The 16403-nt window shown below is 70.8% G+C and carries 14 protein-coding genes; 5 read left to right on the top strand and 9 right to left on the bottom strand.

The genetic code is table 11. From position 1 onward, the window contains the following. Nucleotides 1–4: 4 nt before the first annotated feature. Genes OHO27_RS12000 through ureA form a run of 3 tightly spaced genes read right to left on the bottom strand, consistent with a single transcriptional unit; the run spans nucleotide 5 to nucleotide 3500 of the window. Nucleotides 5–1057, bottom strand: coding sequence for an agmatine deiminase family protein (locus OHO27_RS12000; RefSeq protein WP_328423063.1), 1053 nt, complete (start codon nucleotides 1055–1057; stop codon nucleotides 5–7). Nucleotides 1058–1077: 20 nt separating this feature from the next. After that, the gene (locus OHO27_RS12005) at nucleotides 1078–2790 is read right to left on the bottom strand and encodes an urease subunit alpha (protein WP_328423065.1); all 1713 of its coding nucleotides are present in this window, start codon (nucleotides 2788–2790) and stop codon (nucleotides 1078–1080) included. Next, nucleotides 2787–3500 carry an urease subunit gamma gene (gene ureA, locus OHO27_RS12010; protein ID WP_328423067.1) on the bottom strand — a complete coding sequence of 238 codons (714 nt, stop codon included), beginning with the start codon at nucleotides 3498–3500 and terminating at the stop codon, nucleotides 2787–2789. The genes OHO27_RS12005 and ureA overlap by 4 nt, the downstream gene beginning before the upstream one ends. A gap of 128 nt (nucleotides 3501–3628) precedes the next feature. Between ureA and OHO27_RS12015 the strand changes: the two genes are divergently transcribed. Continuing rightward, nucleotides 3629–5080 (top strand): cytosine permease, encoded by a 1452-nt coding sequence (locus OHO27_RS12015; protein ID WP_328423069.1) that lies wholly within the window; start codon nucleotides 3629–3631, stop codon nucleotides 5078–5080. On the opposite strand, the gene OHO27_RS12020 is transcribed toward OHO27_RS12015, so the two are convergent. Next, on the bottom strand, nucleotides 5077–6183 hold the full coding sequence (locus tag OHO27_RS12020; RefSeq protein WP_328423071.1) for a branched-chain amino acid aminotransferase: 1107 nt from the start codon (nucleotides 6181–6183) through the stop codon (nucleotides 5077–5079). The genes OHO27_RS12015 and OHO27_RS12020 overlap by 4 nt on opposite strands. 276 nt (nucleotides 6184–6459) lie before the next feature. Then, nucleotides 6460–7503, bottom strand: coding sequence for a 3-isopropylmalate dehydrogenase (locus OHO27_RS12025; RefSeq protein ID WP_328423073.1), 1044 nt, complete (start codon nucleotides 7501–7503; stop codon nucleotides 6460–6462). Between the two features lie 142 nt (nucleotides 7504–7645). Here OHO27_RS12025 and OHO27_RS12030 point away from each other — a divergent pair, with 142 nt between their 5' ends. Then, entirely contained in the window at nucleotides 7646–9220 is a 1575-nt protein-coding gene (locus OHO27_RS12030; RefSeq protein WP_328423075.1) for a purple acid phosphatase family protein, read from the top strand. Nucleotides 9221–9223: 3 nt separating this feature from the next. Here OHO27_RS12030 and OHO27_RS12035 read toward each other — a convergent pair whose 3' ends face one another. Both OHO27_RS12035 and OHO27_RS12040 read right to left on the bottom strand, forming a co-directional pair. Next, nucleotides 9224–9364, bottom strand: coding sequence for a hypothetical protein (locus OHO27_RS12035; protein ID WP_107083653.1), 141 nt, complete (start codon nucleotides 9362–9364; stop codon nucleotides 9224–9226). Between the two features lie 259 nt (nucleotides 9365–9623). Next, nucleotides 9624–10181 carry a GNAT family N-acetyltransferase gene (locus OHO27_RS12040; RefSeq protein WP_328423080.1) on the bottom strand — a complete coding sequence of 186 codons (558 nt, stop codon included), beginning with the start codon at nucleotides 10179–10181 and terminating at the stop codon, nucleotides 9624–9626. An 84-nt stretch (nucleotides 10182–10265) separates the two neighbouring features. Between OHO27_RS12040 and OHO27_RS12045 the strand changes: the two genes are divergently transcribed. Continuing rightward, entirely contained in the window at nucleotides 10266–10472 is a 207-nt protein-coding gene (locus OHO27_RS12045; protein WP_328423082.1) for a DUF5988 family protein, read from the top strand. Between the two features lie 67 nt (nucleotides 10473–10539). On the opposite strand, the gene pruA is transcribed toward OHO27_RS12045, so the two are convergent. Together pruA and OHO27_RS12055 are read right to left on the bottom strand one after the other, a co-directional pair. Further along, nucleotides 10540–12171, bottom strand: coding sequence for an L-glutamate gamma-semialdehyde dehydrogenase (gene pruA, locus OHO27_RS12050; RefSeq protein WP_328423084.1), 1632 nt, complete (start codon nucleotides 12169–12171; stop codon nucleotides 10540–10542). Between the two features lie 248 nt (nucleotides 12172–12419). Next, a complete protein-coding gene (locus tag OHO27_RS12055; protein WP_328423086.1) occupies nucleotides 12420–13346 on the bottom strand; it encodes a proline dehydrogenase family protein in 927 nt (308 codons plus the stop codon). A 173-nt stretch (nucleotides 13347–13519) separates the two neighbouring features. On the opposite strand from OHO27_RS12055, the gene OHO27_RS12060 reads away from it, so the two are divergent. Together OHO27_RS12060 and OHO27_RS12065 are read left to right on the top strand one after the other, a co-directional pair. Beyond that, nucleotides 13520–14758, top strand: coding sequence for a PucR family transcriptional regulator (locus OHO27_RS12060; RefSeq protein WP_328423088.1), 1239 nt, complete (start codon nucleotides 13520–13522; stop codon nucleotides 14756–14758). Between the two features lie 138 nt (nucleotides 14759–14896). Further along, nucleotides 14897–16396 (top strand): ABC transporter substrate-binding protein, encoded by a 1500-nt coding sequence (locus OHO27_RS12065; protein WP_328423090.1) that lies wholly within the window; start codon nucleotides 14897–14899, stop codon nucleotides 16394–16396. Nucleotides 16397–16403: the final 7 nt, after the last annotated feature.

Below are 16403 nucleotides of genomic sequence, written 5' to 3' on the forward strand. Positions count from 1 at the left end.
CGTTCTACCTGACCCCGGCCCTCGGCTGTTGCTGAGTGATGCAGTGGATGCCCCCGCCACCGGCGAAGATCGTCCGGGCGTCCACCAGCGTCACCGTCCGCTCCGGGAACAGCCGGCGGAAGATACCGGCCGCGATCTCGTCGCGCGGGTCGTCGAAGCCGCACAGCACCACGCCGCCGTTGCAGAGGTAGTGGTTGATGTAGGAGTAGTCGGCCCAGTGGCCGTCCGCCTCCAGGACGGTGGGCGCGGGCACCTCGACGACCTCCAGGCGGCGGCCGCGGGCGTCCGTCTGCGACTTCAGCAGGCCGACGATCTCCTTGGTCAGCTCGTGGTCGGGGTGGGCGGGGTCCGGCTGCACATGGGCGACGACCACACCGGGACGGGCGAACGCGGCGACGATGTCGACATGGCCGAGGGTGCCGAAGCCGTACGGCGGGTAGTCGCCGGTCAGGCCGCGCGGCAGCCAGATCGCCTTGCGGGTGCCGAGGTGGGCGTGGATCTCGGCCTCCACCTGCTCGCGCGTCCAGTGCGGGTTGCGCTCCGGGCCGAGCTGGACCGTCTCCGTGAGCAGGACGGTGCCCTCGCCGTCGACGTGGATCGCGCCGCCTTCGTTGACGAGTTCCGAGGCGTACGTCCGGGCCGACCCCGCCAGGTCGGAGACGTACGCGGCGATCTTCGCGTCGTGCTCCCAGCGGGCCCAGTCCTGGGCGCCCCAGCCGTTGAACGTCCAGTCCACGGCGGCGAGTTCGCCTTTGGAACCGGTCAGGAAGGTCGGGCCGATGTCCCGCATCCAGGCATCGTCGAGGTCCCGCTCGACCGTCTCGACGCCGTTCCCGAGCAGCGCGCGGGCCTCCGCCGACTGGCCGGGGCCGCACACCACCGTCACCGGCTCGAAGCGGCGGACCGCACGGGCGACGGACGCCCAGGCGATCCGGGAGGCCGCGAGGTCGTCCGGGTCCTCGAAGGTCGGGTTGGGTCCCGGCCAGGCCATCCAGGTGCGCTCGTGCGGGGCCCACTCGGCGGGCATGCGGAAGCCGTCGGCGGCGGGGGTCGTCATGGCGGGTCCTTGTCTGAACGTCACAGGAAATAGAGGCGGTTGAGGGCGACCGAGTCGGCCGGCTCGGAGCGCAGCGGCTCGCCGTCGAGGGTGACCAGACCGCTGCGCTGGTCCACGTCGACAGCTCCGGTACGGGAGTTGAGGCGCAGGTCGGCCGGCCCGATGCCGCGCGTGCCGCGCACGGCGACCCTGCGGCGCCGGGTCGGCATGGAGTCGTTGCCCCGGTCGACGGCGGCCTGCGCGACGAAGGCGACGGAGATGTCGGCGGGCGTGGCGCCGTACGCCCCGAACTGCGGTCCCAGGACGAGGGGTTCGCAGGTGTCGGTGGCCGCGTTGGGGTCGCCGACCACGCCGTACGCAGGGAAGCCGGACTTCAGCACCAGCTGCGGCTTGGCTCCGAAGTACTCGGGCCGCCACAGCACGATGTCGGCGAGCTTGCCGGCCTCGATCGACCCCACCTCGTGCGAGAGGCCGTGCGCGATGGCCGGGTTGATGGTCAGTTTGGCCATGTAGCGCAGGACGCGCTCGTTGTCGTCGCCGTCGTCCGGGGCGCCGAACTCGGCCTTCATCTTCCCGGCCATCGCGAACGTACGGCGGACGGTCTCGCCCGCACGCCCCATGCCCTGCGCGTCCGAGGAGGTGATGCCGATCGCGCCCAGGTCGTGCAGCACGTCCTCGGCGCCCATCGTCCCGGCGCGGATGCGGTCGCGGGCCATGGCGGCGTCGCCGGGAAGGTCGGTCTTGAGGTCGTGGACGGAGACGATCATGCCGTAGTGCTCGGCGACCGCGTCCCGGCCGAAGGGCAGGGTCGGGTTCGTGGAGGAGCCGATGACGTTGGGCACGCCGGCCATCTTCAGCACGTTCGGGACGTGTCCGCCGCCGCAGCCCTCGATGTGGAAGGCGTGGATGGTGCGGCCTTCCAGCACGCGCAGGGTGTCCTCGACGGAGAGGCATTCGTTCAGGCCGTCGCTGTGCAGGGCGACCTGGACGTCGTACTCCTCGGCGACCCGCAGGGCCGTGTCCAGCGCCCGGGTGTGGGCGCCCATGTCCTCGTGGACCTTGAAGCCGGAGGCGCCGCCCTCGGCGAGGGCCTCGACCAGCGGGGCCCGGTCCGACGAGGAACCGCGCCCCAGGAAGCCGATGTTGACCGGCCAGGCGTCGAAGGCATTGAACGCGTGCCGCAGCGCCCACGGCGAGTTGACGCCGACGCCCCACACCGGCCCGAACTCCTGCCCGATGATCGTGGTCACGCCGGACGCCAGCGAGGCCTCCATGATGCGCGGCGACAGCAGGTGCACATGCGTGTCGACGGCCCCGGCGGTGGCGATGAGGCCCTCGCCCGACACGATCGACGTGCCCGTGCCGACCACGACGTCCACGCCGTCGAGGGTGTCGGGGTTCCCGGCCCGCCCGATCGAGCAGATCCGGCCCTCCCTGATACCGATGGAGACCTTGCGGATCCCCAGCGCCGCGTCGATCACGACGACGTTGCTGATCACCACGTCACAGGTCTCCCGCACGGCGGCCGCCTTGAGGTGCAGCCCGTCCCGGGCGGTCTTGCCGAACCCGGCGAGGAACTCGTCGCCGTAGCGCTGGGAGTCCGACTCGACGCGGATGGTCAGGCCGGAGTCGCCGAGGCGGATGCGGTCGCCGGCGCGGGGGCCGTGGGTGGCGGCGTACTCGTACGGGGTGAGGCGGCGGGCCTCTGCGGGATGCCCTCCGGGACGGCTCATCGCTCGACCTCCTGCTCCTGATCAGGTGTTTCCGATACGCCGAGATAGCCGCAAGCGGCGGCGCGGCGCAGCGCCTCCTCGCGGGCGCCCGGCGCGTCCAGCGCCCCGTCGACGAGCCCCGCGAACCCGATCGCGATCCGCTCGCCGCCGATCGGGACCAGCCCGACCTCGACGCTCTCCCCCGGCCCGAAGCGCGTCGACGACCCGGCCGGAACGGCGAGCCGCATGCCGTAGGCCGCGCCGCGGTCGAAGTCGAGGCGCGGATTGGCCTCGAAGAAGTGGAAGTGGGAGGTGACGGAGACCGGCACGGTGGCGGTGTTCGTCACGATCACCCGCAGGACCGCCTCGGGCTCGGCGTGCTCTGGCCCCGGCAGCAGCGCACCCGGGCCCCGGTCCGCGAGACCGCCGCCACCGATGGGGTCGGACACGACCGCCAGCCGCGAGCCGTCGTCGAAGACGGCCTCGACATGCACCTCGGTGACGACGTCCGCCACGCCCGGCAGCACGTCGTCCGGCCCGAGCACGGACCGGGCACGCCCGATCGCCTCGGCGAGCCGGGCCCCGTCCCGGGCGGCCTCGCAGACGGTGTCCGCGATGAGCGCGGTCGCCTCGGGCACGTTCAGCCTGAGCCCTCGGGCCCGGCGGGCCCGGGCCAGTTCGGCGGCTCCGAAGAGCAGCAGCCGGTCACGTTCCGTCGGGGTCAGTCTCACGACGCGGCACCTCCTTGTCTTCCTCGCTTTAGAGCATCACTCTAAACATTGGACTGATGCAACCGGAACCTTGACGGCAGAGGTTAGGGCACATCACATTGAACGTCGTTCTAACCGAGGAGACCAATATGCCGATGGAACAGCACGGAGTCGACACCATCCCCGACGGGGAACGCACGAGCGGGCCCCGGGATCTCGTCTCGATCCTGCTGGGGTCCAACCTCTGTCTCGGAGTGATCGTCTTCGGCTGGCTGCCGCCGTCGTTCGGCCTGGACTGGTGGGCGTCGGTGAGCTCGATCGTGGTGGGCACGGTGGCCGGCACGGCCCTGACCGCCCCGCTCGCCCTGATCTCGCTGCGCACGGCGACGAACCTGTCCACGTCCTCGGGCGCCCAGTTCGGCGTGCGGGGCCGCCTGGTCGGCTCGGTGGTCGGCCTGCTGCTGGCCCTCGGCTACACCGCCCTGACCGTGTGGATCGGCGGCGACGTGATGATCGGCGTGCTGGGCCGGCTGGTCGGACTGCCGGCGAGCGGGATCTCGTACGGCGTGGTCTACGCACTGCTGGCCGCGGCGACCGTCGCGGGCGCGGTGTTCGGCTACCGCGTGCTGCTCGCCATGTCCCGCGTCCTCGCGTTCGGCATGACGGCCCTGCTGGTCCTCGGCGTGATCGCCTACGCCCCGCACTTCACGACCGGCGCGCTGCCGGAGGCGGGCGGCTACCTGCTGGGCGGCTTCTGGCCCACCTGGTTCCTGGCGACGGTGGCCGCGGGCCTGTCCGGGCCGATCGCCTTCATCACCCTGCTCGGCGACTACACGCGCTACATCTCCCCGGCCCGCCACTCCTCACGCCGGGTACTGCACGCGACGTGGCTCGGCCTCTCCCTCGGCCTGCTGATCCCCCAGCTCTTCGGCACCTTCACGGCGTACGCGGCGGGCGCCGCCCTCGACTACGCCGGACCGCTGGTCTCCGCCTCCCCCGGCTGGTACCTGGTCCCCCTGCTGCTGGCCGCGTCGGCCGGGTCGGTCGGCAACGCGGGCCTGATGCTCTACTCCATGGGCCTCGACCTGGACGCCATCCTGCCGCGCGCCTCCCGGGCGACGGCGACGTACACGGTCGCGGTGATCGCCACCGCGTGTGTCTTCGTCGGCCACTACTACTCGTCCGCGCAGGACGCGATGACCTCCTTCGTCCTGCTGCTGACGGCGGTCGGCACCCCGTGGGCGGTCATCACCCTGATCGGCTTCGCCCGCTGCCGTGGCCTGTACGACGCGGAGGCCCTCCAGGTCTTCAACCGCCGGGCGCGGGGCGGGATCTACTGGTACCGGGCCGGCTGGAACATCCCGGCGACGTTGGCATGGGCACTGGGCGCGACGGTCGGCCTGCTCGCCGTCTCCCTCCCGTCGTACGAGGGGCCGCTGCTGTCCGTGACCGGCGGGGTGGACTGCAGTTTCCTGCTGTCGGGGCTGGTGGGGGGCGTGGCATACGTGCTGCTGACGATCGCCGACGCCACTCCCGTACGCGAAAGGGCCGCCGCGGACTCGGAGGCCACGGCGGCCCTGTCGGTGAAGGCCGAGGGCTAACCCAGCTTGTGCATCCAGCCGTGCTTGTCCTCGGCCTTGCCCCGCTGGACGTCGAGAAGGGCCTGGCGCAGCTTCATCGTGAGCTCGCCGGGCTCGCCGTCGCCCTGGTGCCACTGCGCGCCGGTGCGCTTCACAGTGCCGACCGGGGTGATGACGGCGGCCGTACCGCAGGCGAAGACCTCGGTGAGGGTGCCGTTCTCCGCGTCGCGCTGCCACTGGTCGACGGAGATGCGGCCCTCCTCGGCCTCGTAGCCGAGGTCACGGGCGACGGCCAGGAGGGAGTCGCGGGTGACGCCCTCCAGGATGGAGCCGGTGAGGGACGGGGTGACGATCACCGGCTTCTCATTGGACGCAGCGCCGTACACGAAGTACAGGTTCATGCCGCCGAGTTCCTCGACCCACTTGCGCTCGACCGCGTCCAGGTAGCAGACCTGGGCGCAGCCCTCGGCGGCGGCCTCGGCCTGGGCCAGCAGTGAGGCCGCGTAGTTGCCGCCCGTCTTGGCGTCGCCCATGCCGCCGGGCACCGCGCGGACGTGGTCCTCGGAGACCCAGATGGACACCGGCTTGACGCCGCCCGGGAAGTAGGCGCCGGCCGGGGAGGCGATCACGATGAAGAGGTACTCGCTCGCGGGCTTCACGCCCAGGCCGACCTCCGTCGCGAACATGAACGGGCGCAGGTAGAGGGACTCCTCGCCGCCGTGCGCCGGGACCCAGGCCTGGTCCTGGCTCACCAGGGCGTCGCACGCCTCGATGAACGTCTCGACCGGCAGCTCGGGCATGCCGAGCCGGCGGGCGGAGGACTGGAAGCGCTGGGCGTTCTTCTCGGGACGGAACGTGGCGACGGACCCGTCGGGCTGACGGTAGGCCTTGAGGCCCTCGAAGATCTCCTGCGCGTAGTGCAGGACCATCGTGGCGGGGTCGAGGGAGAGCGGCGCGTACGGCACGAGCTGGCCGTCGTGCCAGCCGCGGCCCTCGGTCCACTTGATCGTCACCATGTGGTCGGTGAAGTGGCGGCCGAACCCGGGGTTGGCCAGTATCGCCTCGCGGTCCGCGGCGGCGAGCGGGCTGGCGGACGGCTTGAGCTCGATCGTGGGCGTCGTCATGAGTAGATGTCCTTCACCGGTTTCGTTGTGGCGGGCCGCGATCACGCCAGTACTGCCTGTGGCCAGTGCTAGGACGTCCGAGCATTCGTTCTCACCGCGGCTCCGCGTTCGATTATCGCAAGCGGGTGCCGTGGAAGAAATCGGCCTGTTCGACGTGATCGGCGCGAAATCGCGATCCAGGGGTTGATGGTGCCACCCGGCGGCGGACATGGGGAAGCCGCCGGGTGCGAAGTGACCCGACGGCTTCGAAAGTTGTTCGAATAGCGCGACCGGGCGTCAGCCGGCTACTCGTACGGCCAGCGCGTCGCCGATCTCCGACGTGCTGCGGGCGGGCTTGCCGGTGCGCTCCGCGAGGTCGGCGGAGACCGCCTCGTCGATGCGGGCGGCCTCGGCGTCGTAGCCGAGGTGGCGCAGGAGCAGGGCGACGGACAGGACCGTGGCGGTGGGGTCGGCCTTGCCCTGGCCGGCGATGTCGGGCGCGGAACCGTGGACCGGCTCGAACATCGACGGGAAGTCCCCGCTCGGGTTGATGTTTCCGCTCGCCGCCACGCCGATGCCGCCGGAGACAGCCGCGGCGAGGTCGGTGATGATGTCGCCGAAGAGGTTGTCGGTGACGATGACGTCGAAGCGCTCGGGCTGGGTGACCAGGTAGATGGTCGCCGCGTCGACGTGCATGTACTCGGTGGTGACCTCGGGGAACTCCTCGGCCACCTTGTTGAAGATGTTGGTCCACAGGTGACCCGCGAAGGTCAGCACGTTGTTCTTGTGGATCAGCGCGAGCTTCTTGCGCGGCCGGGACTGCGCGCGGGCGAAGGCGTCACGGACCACGCGCTCGACACCGAAGGCCGTGTTCACGGAGACCTCGGTGGCGACCTCGTGCTCGGTGCCCTTGCGGATGGTGCCGCCGTTGCCGGTGTACGGGCCCTCGGTGCCCTCGCGGACCACGACGAAGTCGATCTCGGGCTGGCCGGCGAGCGGGGTGGCGACACCCGGAAGGAGCTTCGACGGACGCAGGTTGACGTGGTGGTCGAAGGCGAAGCGGAGCTTCAGCAGGAAGCCGCGCTCCAGGACGCCCGACGGCACGCCCGGGTCACCGATCGCGCCGAGCAGGATCGCGTCGTGCTTCTTCAGGGCGTCGAGGTCGGCGTCGGTGAGGGTCTCACCCGTGGCGTGGTAGCGCCTGGCACCGAAGTCGTAATCCTTGGTCTCCAGCTTCACATCCTGCGGAAGGACGGCGGAGAGGACCTTCAGGCCTTCGGCCACGACCTCCTGGCCGATGCCGTCACCGGGAATCACTGCGAGATTGAGGCTGCGAGACATGTCGGCACCCTACTCCTCGTCCCATGGGATGACACACGATGTCCGCGATACGGACACCCCGACGGGGGACGGCGTTTGCGTGTCGACCGGCGTTCACCCGTACGTATGGCGGGCGTTGGCCTGTGCTGGGAACTTTCCCAGCATGGACCTCCCCGACTTCGGCATCCCGCCCCAGCTCGCCCGCCGTATGAGCATGGCGGAACAGCACGAGTACCTGCGCACGAAACTGACCCGGCGCCGCACGCTGGTGACGGCGGGCGCGGTGGCGGGCGGTCTGCTGACGGGCTGCTCGGGGTCGGGGTCGGGCACGCCCGGTGCGAAGCCCTCCGTGTCGGCGCCCGCGTCCACCCTCACGAAGGTGCCGGGCTCCGCCGTCACCCCGTTCGGCCGCCATCTCGCCTTCGGCGCCGACCCGAAGTCGCAGATGCGGATCTCCTGGCAGGTACCGGCCGCGGTGAAGAAGCCGTACGTCCGGATCGGCCTGCGTCCGGACGACCTCAGCCGCAGGATCGACGCCGAGATCCGCGATCTGTACACCCCCGAACTGCAGGGCATCCGCGCGGCGTTGGAGCAGTACTACGTCCACGCGGCACTGGACTCGCTGCGCCCCGGCACGACGTACTACTACGGCGTGGGCCATGACGGCTTCGACCCGGCGGCGCCGAAGAACCGCGCGACGATCGCCTCCTTCCGCACGGCTCCCGCGAGCCCGGAGACCTTCACCTTCACGGCCTTCGGCGACCAGGGCGTCAGCGAGGCGGCCGCCACCAACGACAAACTCCTGCTGGGCCAGAACCCGGCCTTCCACCTGCACGCCGGCGACATCTGCTACGCGAACGTCAAGGGACTGGGCAAGGAGTCGGACGCCTACGACCCCGGCTTCTGGGACGGTTACCTCAAGCAGACCGAGTCGGTGGCCAGGTCGGTGCCGTGGATGGTGACGACCGGCAACCACGACATGGAGGCCTGGTACTCGCCGGACGGCTACGGCGGCCAGCTGGCCCGCTGGTCCCTGCCGGACAGCGGCTTCGATTCCCGTACGGCCCCGGGCGTGTACTCCTTCACCTACGGCAACGTCGGCGTCGTGGCGCTGGACGCGAACGACGTGTCGTACGAGATTCCCGCCAACCGGGGCCACACGGACGGCCGTCAGACCAAGTGGCTGGACGCGCGGCTCGGTGAGCTGCGGGCGGCGAAGGGCGTCGACTTCATCGTCGTCTTCTTCCACCACTGCGCCTACTCGACGTCCTCGCACGCGTCCGACGGGGGTGTGCGGGCCGAGTGGGTGCCGCTGTTCGCCCGGCACCAGGTGGACCTGGTGATCAACGGGCACAACCACGTCTACGAGCGGACGGACGCCATCAAGAACGGCGAGGTCGGCAGGCAGGTGCCCATCGGCGCCGCCACGGACCCGACGCGGGACGGCATCGTGTACGTCACCGCGGGCGGGGGCGGCAAAGAGCTGTACGGCTTCCCGGCGGGCGTCGAGGAGAGCTACGAGGGGCATGTGACCGAGCGGGAGTCGGTCGACACCTTCAAGTGGACCAAGTCACGCGACACCAAGGCGGAGAGCGTGCAGTGGTCGCGGGTGCGCTACCGGGGCTTCTCCTTCCTCACGGTGGAGGCGGAGGGCGGCACGAAGCCCCGGCTCAAGGTGTCGGCACTGGCCCAGAACGGGGAGCGCATCGACCACTTCGAGGTGCAGCGCGGCAGGTGACGCCTACGCCGCCTGGTGGCCCGTCGCTCCGCCGTTGTCCCTGCGGTCCAGGGCGCGCTGGAGGGCCGCGGCGGCGTTCTTGCGGTCGGACTCGCTCGTACGGGAGAGGTGACGGACTCGGCGGCGGGCGGTCGTCTCGGCCATGGGAAATCGACTCCTTCGACAATCCGGGAGTGCAGACAGGGGATACGAGACGCCGGATGGGGCGGGGAGCGGTGCCACAGGGGTTGCCTGCAAGGGGCCCGGCTCACGACCGCCATTCGCTTGGTCGAGCGAGACGTTCGGCTCCTACAAAACTAAGGGAGGACGGCGCGTCTGTCTCCACAATTACTCGGACTTCCTACTATCTGAGACGGTCGACCGGGTCACACCGCACTGACCTGCACTTTCCGTCTTCGCCCCGTCAGAGCACGTCCCCGTCCCGCCAGTCGAAGACCAGCTCGTACGCGGGGTCGAGCGCACCGGCGAGAGCGGGCCTTATGAAGGTCGTGCCTTCCTCGTCCGGCAGATGCACGACGCCCTTTGGCCCCAGCGCGCAGACCCGCCCGCGCCACACCTCCCAGCCGCGAGCGGCGTACAGCGCGGCCCCCTCGTCGCTCGCGGACAGCATCCCCGCGTCGTACGCCCGGTCGATCACCCGCTCCAGCTCCGCCATCACCCGGCCCCCGAGCCCGGCCCGCCGCGCCTCGGCCCGCACGGCGACCGCCTCGACGTACCCGACCCGCAGCCACCGGTCCCGGTACCGCACCCGCCGCATGATCACCGAACCGTGCGCGGCGATCCGTCCGGCGTCGTCCTGGACGAGGGCATGCATACCGCCGAGCCCGTGCTCGAAGTCCTCGTCGGAGAAGTCCCCGTCGAAGGCGTCGTCCAACAGGGCGCGGATCGCGCTCAGTTCGGCGGGGGTGAGGTCGGCGGTGTGCGCGGTGCGCGGCGTGCCCGCCGGTGCGTCGGTGGTCATCCCACCAGTATTCGGCATCGCCCACTCGGCTGATCCTCCGCGCCGCCCGGGAGACGGGGACACGTCGAGGGGAACGGTGAGGTCATGAACGACACGTCGAAAGTGTTCCTCGAGGGCGGCCCCGAGGATCTTCCCGAGCGGATCGTCGGGTCCCCGTCCCCCGGTCCGGATGTGAAGATCAAGCTCCGCGGTGGATACGAGCACTTCAGGCCGACCTCGCGACAGGAGGACACCCCGGGGGGCGCGCTGCCGGTCTACGAGTGGTGGGAGCGGACGGAGATCGCCGAGTAGCGCACTCTCCCCACACGGCGAAGGGCCGGGTCCGTCAAGGCCCGGCTCTTCGCGTTGAGTTGGGATGTCAGCCCATGTGCGGGTACGCGTAGTCGGTCGGCGCGACCAGCGTCTCCTTGATGGCGCGGGTCAGCGTCCAGCGCATCAGGTTCTGCGGGGCGCCGGCCTTGTCGTTGGTGCCGGAGGCACGGCCGCCGCCGAAGGGCTGCTGGCCGACGACGGCGCCGGTCGACTTGTCGTTGATGTAGAAGTTGCCGGCCGCGTAGCGCAGCTTGTCCATCGTGTACGCCGCCGCCGCGCGGTCGCCCGAGATGACGGAGCCGGTCAGCGCGTAGGCGGACACCGACTCCATCTGCTCCAGCATCTCGTCGTACTTGTCGTCCTCGTAGACGTGCACGGCGAGGAACGGGCCGAAGTACTCGGTCGTGAAGACCTCGTTCTCCGGGTCGGTGCACTCGACGACGGTCGGGCGGACGAAGTAGCCGACCGAGTCGTCGTAGGAGCCGCCCGCGACGATCGTGCAGGTCGGGTCCTGCTTCGCCCGGTCGATCGCCGCCTTGTTCTTGGCGAACGCCCGGTCGTCGATGACCGCGCCGACGAAGTTCGACAGGTCCGTCACATCGCCCATCGTGATGTAGTCGACCTCGGCCGCGAAGTCCTCCTTGAAGCCGGAGTTCCAGATCGACGCCGGGATGTACGCCCGGGAGGTCGCCGAGCACTTCTGGCCCTGGTACTCGAAGGCACCGCGGGTCAGCGCGGTCTTGAGGACCGCCTTGTCGGCGCTCGGGTGCGCGACGACGAAGTCCTTGCCGCCGGTCTCGCCGACGATGCGCGGGTAGGAGCGGTACTTCTCGATGTTGTTGCCGACCGTCTTCCACAGGTACTGGAAGGTCTTGGTCGAGCCGGTGAAGTGGATGCCGGCGAGGTCGCGGTGCTCCAGGGCGACCTTGGAGACCTCGATGCCGTCGCCGGTGACGAGGTTGATGACGCCCTTGGGCAGACCGGCCTCCTCCAGCAGCTGAAGCAGCAGCACGGCGGCGTGGGTCTGGGTCGGGGACGGCTTCCAGACCACGACGTTGCCCATCAGGGCGGGCGCGGTGGGCAGGTTGCCCGCGATCGCCGTGAAGTTGAACGGCGTGATCGCGTAGACGAAGCCCTCCAGCGGGCGGTGGTCGAGGCGGTTCCACACGCCCGGGGAGTTCGCCGGGGGCTGCTCGGCGAGCAGGTCACGGGCGTACTTGACGTTGAAGCGCCAGAAGTCGACCAGCTCGCAGGGCGTGTCGATCTCGGCCTGCTGGGCGGTCTTCGACTGGCCGAGCATGGTGGAGGCGGCCAGCGTCTCGCGCCACGGTCCGGACAGCAGCTCGGCGGCGCGCAGGATGATCGCCGCCCGGTCGTCGAAGGACATCGCACGCCAGGCCGGCGCGGCGGCGAGGGCCGCGTCGATGGCGTCCTGGGCGTCCTGCTGGGTGGCGTTGCCGTAGGTGCCGAGGCGGGCCTTGTGGTTGTGCGGCTGCACGACGTCGATGCGCTCGCCACCGCCCAGCCGCCGCTCGCCGCCGATGGTGCACGGCAGGTCGATCGGGTTCTCGGCCAGCTCCTTGAGCTTGACCTCCAGCCGGGCACGCTCGGGCGAGCCGGGGGCGTAGCCGTGCACCGGCTCGTTGACGGGGGTGGGGACCTGGGTCACAGCGTCCATGAGCTACCTCTTCCGAGTGAATCCCTGGCTTCAGCCCGGGGAGCCGAAGCCGTTTGCGTATGTTGGGCGGCGGTCAGGGCTTGACCTTCACGAGCCCGCTGCGGCGTGCGCGTGAGAAGCCCCCACGGGGGCGGAGTCACGGGTTCCGTAACTCCTTGCGGAGTGCGGACGGAACCGGGCCGGCTCAGCCGACCGATGGGCGATAGCTGCCGTTACCCAGGATGCATCCGGGTCCCGACAGCTACCGCTCACCCTTTGCTGATCATCGAGCGGACGAAGAAGCGCAGGTTCGCCGGCTTCTCCGCGAGCCGCCGCATGAAATAGCCGTACCAGTCGGTGCCGTAGGCGGTGTAGACGCGCATGCGGTGGCCCTCCGCGGCCAGCCGCAGATGCTCGTCGCTGCGGATCCCGTACAGCATCTGGAACTCGTACTCGTCCAGCTTGCGCCCGGCGCGCCGCGCGAGCTCCTGGGCGATGGAGATCAGACGCGGATCGTGGGACCCGATCATCGGGTACCCGGCGCCCTCCATCAGAACCTTGAGGATCCGGACGTACGCCTTGTCGATCTCCTGCTTCTGCTGGTAGGCGACCTCGGCGGGCTCCTTGTAGGCGCCCTTGACGAGCCGCACGCGGCTGCCGTTCGCGGCGAGCCAGCGGGCGTCGGCCTCGGTGCGGAAGAGGTAGGCCTGGATGACGCAGCCGGTCTGCGGGAAGTCCTTCCGCAGCTCCTCGTGGATGGCGAACATCGAGTCGAGGGTGGTGTGGTCCTCCGCGTCGAGCGTGACCGTCGTACCGATGGCGGCGGCGGCCTCGACGACCGGGCGGACGTTGGCGAGCGCGAGCTCGTGTCCGCCCTCCAGCGCCTGGCCGAACATGGACAGCTTGACGGACATCTCGACGCGCTCGCCGAGCTCCAGGTCCTTGATCCGGTCGACGAGCGCCAGGTAGGCGTCCCGCGCGGCCTCGGCCTGGTCGGGGCGGGTGATGTCCTCGCCGACGACGTCCATCGTCAGCTCCAGGCCATTGCCGGTGAGCTCCTCGATGATCGGCACGACCTCGTGGACGGTCTCGCCGGGGATGAACCGGTCGACGACCTGTTTCGTCACCGGGGCCGCCGAGATCAGGCGTCGCATCCGGTCGCTGCGCGACGCGGCGAGAATCACGGGACCCAGCACGGGGCACCTCCACAAACACTGCCGAATGACGGCCGAGACCCCGATAAGTGATGTTCCGGGTACGGCACGGAGAACCACCGTGAAACCTAAGGATCCCTCCGAACGGCGGCCATCGACAGCTGTCACGCATCCATGCCACAGATCTCAGACAGATGTATGAAGGCTGCGCGAAAATGCGGGAGAATGCCCGGGTGACGCCGGAATTCAAGGACCACAAGGACCACAAGGACGACTACCAGGAGCTGGTCGACGAGATCTCCGAGCTGTTGGGTGCGCCCGCCACGCTGGAGAACCGCGACTTCGAGCTGATCGCCTTCGGTGCGTACGACAGTGAGGGCGATCTCGACGCGTCCGCCCTGGATCCCGTCCGCACCCGCTCGATCCTGACGCGGCGTTCCACGGCGGCGGTGCGGACGTGGTTCGAGGGATTCGGCATCACCCGGGCGACGGGCCCGGTACGCATCCCGCCCACCCCGGAGGCGGGCGTCTACCGGGGACGCGTCTGCCTCCCGGTACGCCATCGGGGGGTGGTCCTGGGTTACGTCTGGCTCCTGGACGACGATCCGGGCCCCACGGACCAGCAGCTGTCGGCCGCCATGGAGGTGACCGCCCGGATCGGCGCCCTGCTCGCCGACGAGGCGCAGCACGGGGCGGATCTGAGCCGGGAACTGCGGGCCGCGCTGACCGCGGAGCGGGGCTGGCAGGGGGACCAGGCGCTGGCGGCCCTGCGCACGGCGCTCGGCCCGCGGGGCGAGGGCACGCACACCGTGGTCTGCGTCGCCCCGTGGCCGTCCGCCGACCCCGACGACGCCCCGTCCGTCCGTACGGTGCCGCACGCGACGGCGCTGTGCACGGTGCCGTGGGACGGGGGCACCTCCCACGGCCTCAAGGCGGCGGGGGAGAGCGGCCAGAGCCTCGCCATCCTCGTCCGGCTGCGCTCGCCGGAGGTGCGGACGCCGGCCCAGGCTGCGGCGTCCCGGCTGCTCAAGGAGGGCGCGGCACAGGCAGCCGCGGGCATCGGCGCACCCCGCTCCGGCCTCGCCGACCTCGCCGCCACCTGGCAGGAGGCGTCGGCCGCGGCCCGCGCCGCCCTGGCCGAACCCCGCCTCGGCCCGGTCGCCGAGTGGGCGCACATCGGCCCGTACCGCCTGCTGACGTCCCTCCCCCCGGAGGCCGCCCGGGACCCCGCAATCGCCCAGCTCCTCTCCCCCGCCCACCACGAACTCGCCCGCACCGCCGAGATCTACCTCGACCGCGCGGGCCAGGCCGGCCGCACCGCCGCCGAACTCGGCATCCACCGCCAGACGCTGTACTACCGCCTCTCCCGCGTCGAACAGCTCACGGGCCTGGACCTGGACGACGGGGAGGACCGACTGCTGCTGCACATGGTGCTGAAGGGCGCACGCCTGTAGGTCGAGACGTCATCGGCGCCACCACCGGCGGCATCGCCCCCAGGGCTGACGACCCACCCCTCACTATTGGAAATGATTGTCATCATGCTAGGGTCACAGCAACCGCTCTCTTGACCACCCTTTTACCCGGAGGGCCCCGTGCGCCTGCCCACCCGCCCACTGCTCCCCGCCGCCGCCCTCACCGCGGCCTCCGCGCTGCTCACCGGCTGCTTCGCCGGTGCGGAGTCCGCCGAGGACGTGGGGGCCGGTGGCAAGCGCGTCCGGGTCGCGATGATGCAGCCCCCGCGCTCCGGGCTGTCCCCGCTGTCCGACGACGCGTTCAAGCTGTCGCGGTGGTCGACCGCCGAGACCTTGGTGAAGCTCGACGAGGACGGCGACGCGCAGCCCGCGCTCGCCACCGGGTGGGAGCGGTCCGGCCGTACCTGGACCTTCGAGATACGCGACGGTGTCACCTTCCACGACGGCACGAAGCTCACCGCCGAGGCGGTCGCAGGCTCCCTCACCAGGGCCGCCACCGCCGCCCCCAAGCCCCGCATCCTCGACGGCGTCGATCTGACCGCCGAGGCCGCGGACGCCGGCACCCTCACCGTCACGACCGCCGCCGAGGACCCCTTGGTCCCGCAGCGCCTCAGCTCCCCGCAGCTGTCGGTCCTTGCGGCCAAGGCGTACCGGGGGAAGACGGTCGACCCCGTCGGCGCCGGCACCGGCCCCTTCGAGCTCACGAAGGTCAACGGCACCGCCTCCGCAGCCCTCGACCGCTACGACGCGTACTGGGGCGACAAGGCCAAGGCACCCGGGATCGACGTGACCTTCGTCCCCGACGGCACGGCTCGCGCGGCGGCACTGCGCAGCGGCGAGGCCGACATCGCCGAGTCGATACCGGTGTCACAGGCCGCGGTCCTCGACCAGGACCTGATCACCGAGGTCCCGATGCCGCGCACCAACACGCTGTACCTGAACACCGGGAAGGGCCCGTTCAAGGACGCCTCGCTGCGGGCGGCGGCCCGCGAGGCGATCGACGCCGAGGCGCTCGTGAAGGGCGTGTACGAGGGGCGCGCCGATGTCGCCGAGGGGCTGCTGGGGCCCGCGCTCCCCTGGGCCGCCGAGCTGCGCGGGCCGGTGACACGGGGCTCCGAGGCCGGGTCGCCGGACGGCGAGGTGATCACCGTCGGGACGTACACCGACCGGGCCGAGATGCCCGAAGTCGCCGCCACGCTGCAACAGCAGCTCCAGAAGGCCGGGTTCAAGGTGAAGCTCGACGTCCGCGAGTACACCAACATCGAGGCCGACGCCCTCGCGGGCAGGTTCGACGCCTTCGTCCTCTCCCGCGCCACCGTCCTCGACTCCGGCGACCCGGCTGCCTACCTCTACAGCGACTTCGCGTCCGACGGCACCTTCAACCTGTCCCGGTTCGCGGACAAGGACGTGGACGCGGCCCTGAAGAAGGCCTCCGGCACCGAAGTCGGCGACGCCCGCCGCGCGGCGATCATCGCGGCCGAGGCCGCCGTGCTCGCCGCGGACGCGGCCGTGCCGATGCTCCACGAGCGGGTGGTCCAGGGTGACGCCGCCGGTGTCGTCGACGCCGCCCACGACCCGCGCGAGCGGGAGCTCGTCACGGCGGACACGTACGTCAAGTGAAGCTCCG

The sequence above is a fragment of the Streptomyces sp. NBC_00443 genome (assembly GCF_036014175.1).
Taxonomy (GTDB): domain Bacteria; phylum Actinomycetota; class Actinomycetes; order Streptomycetales; family Streptomycetaceae; genus Streptomyces.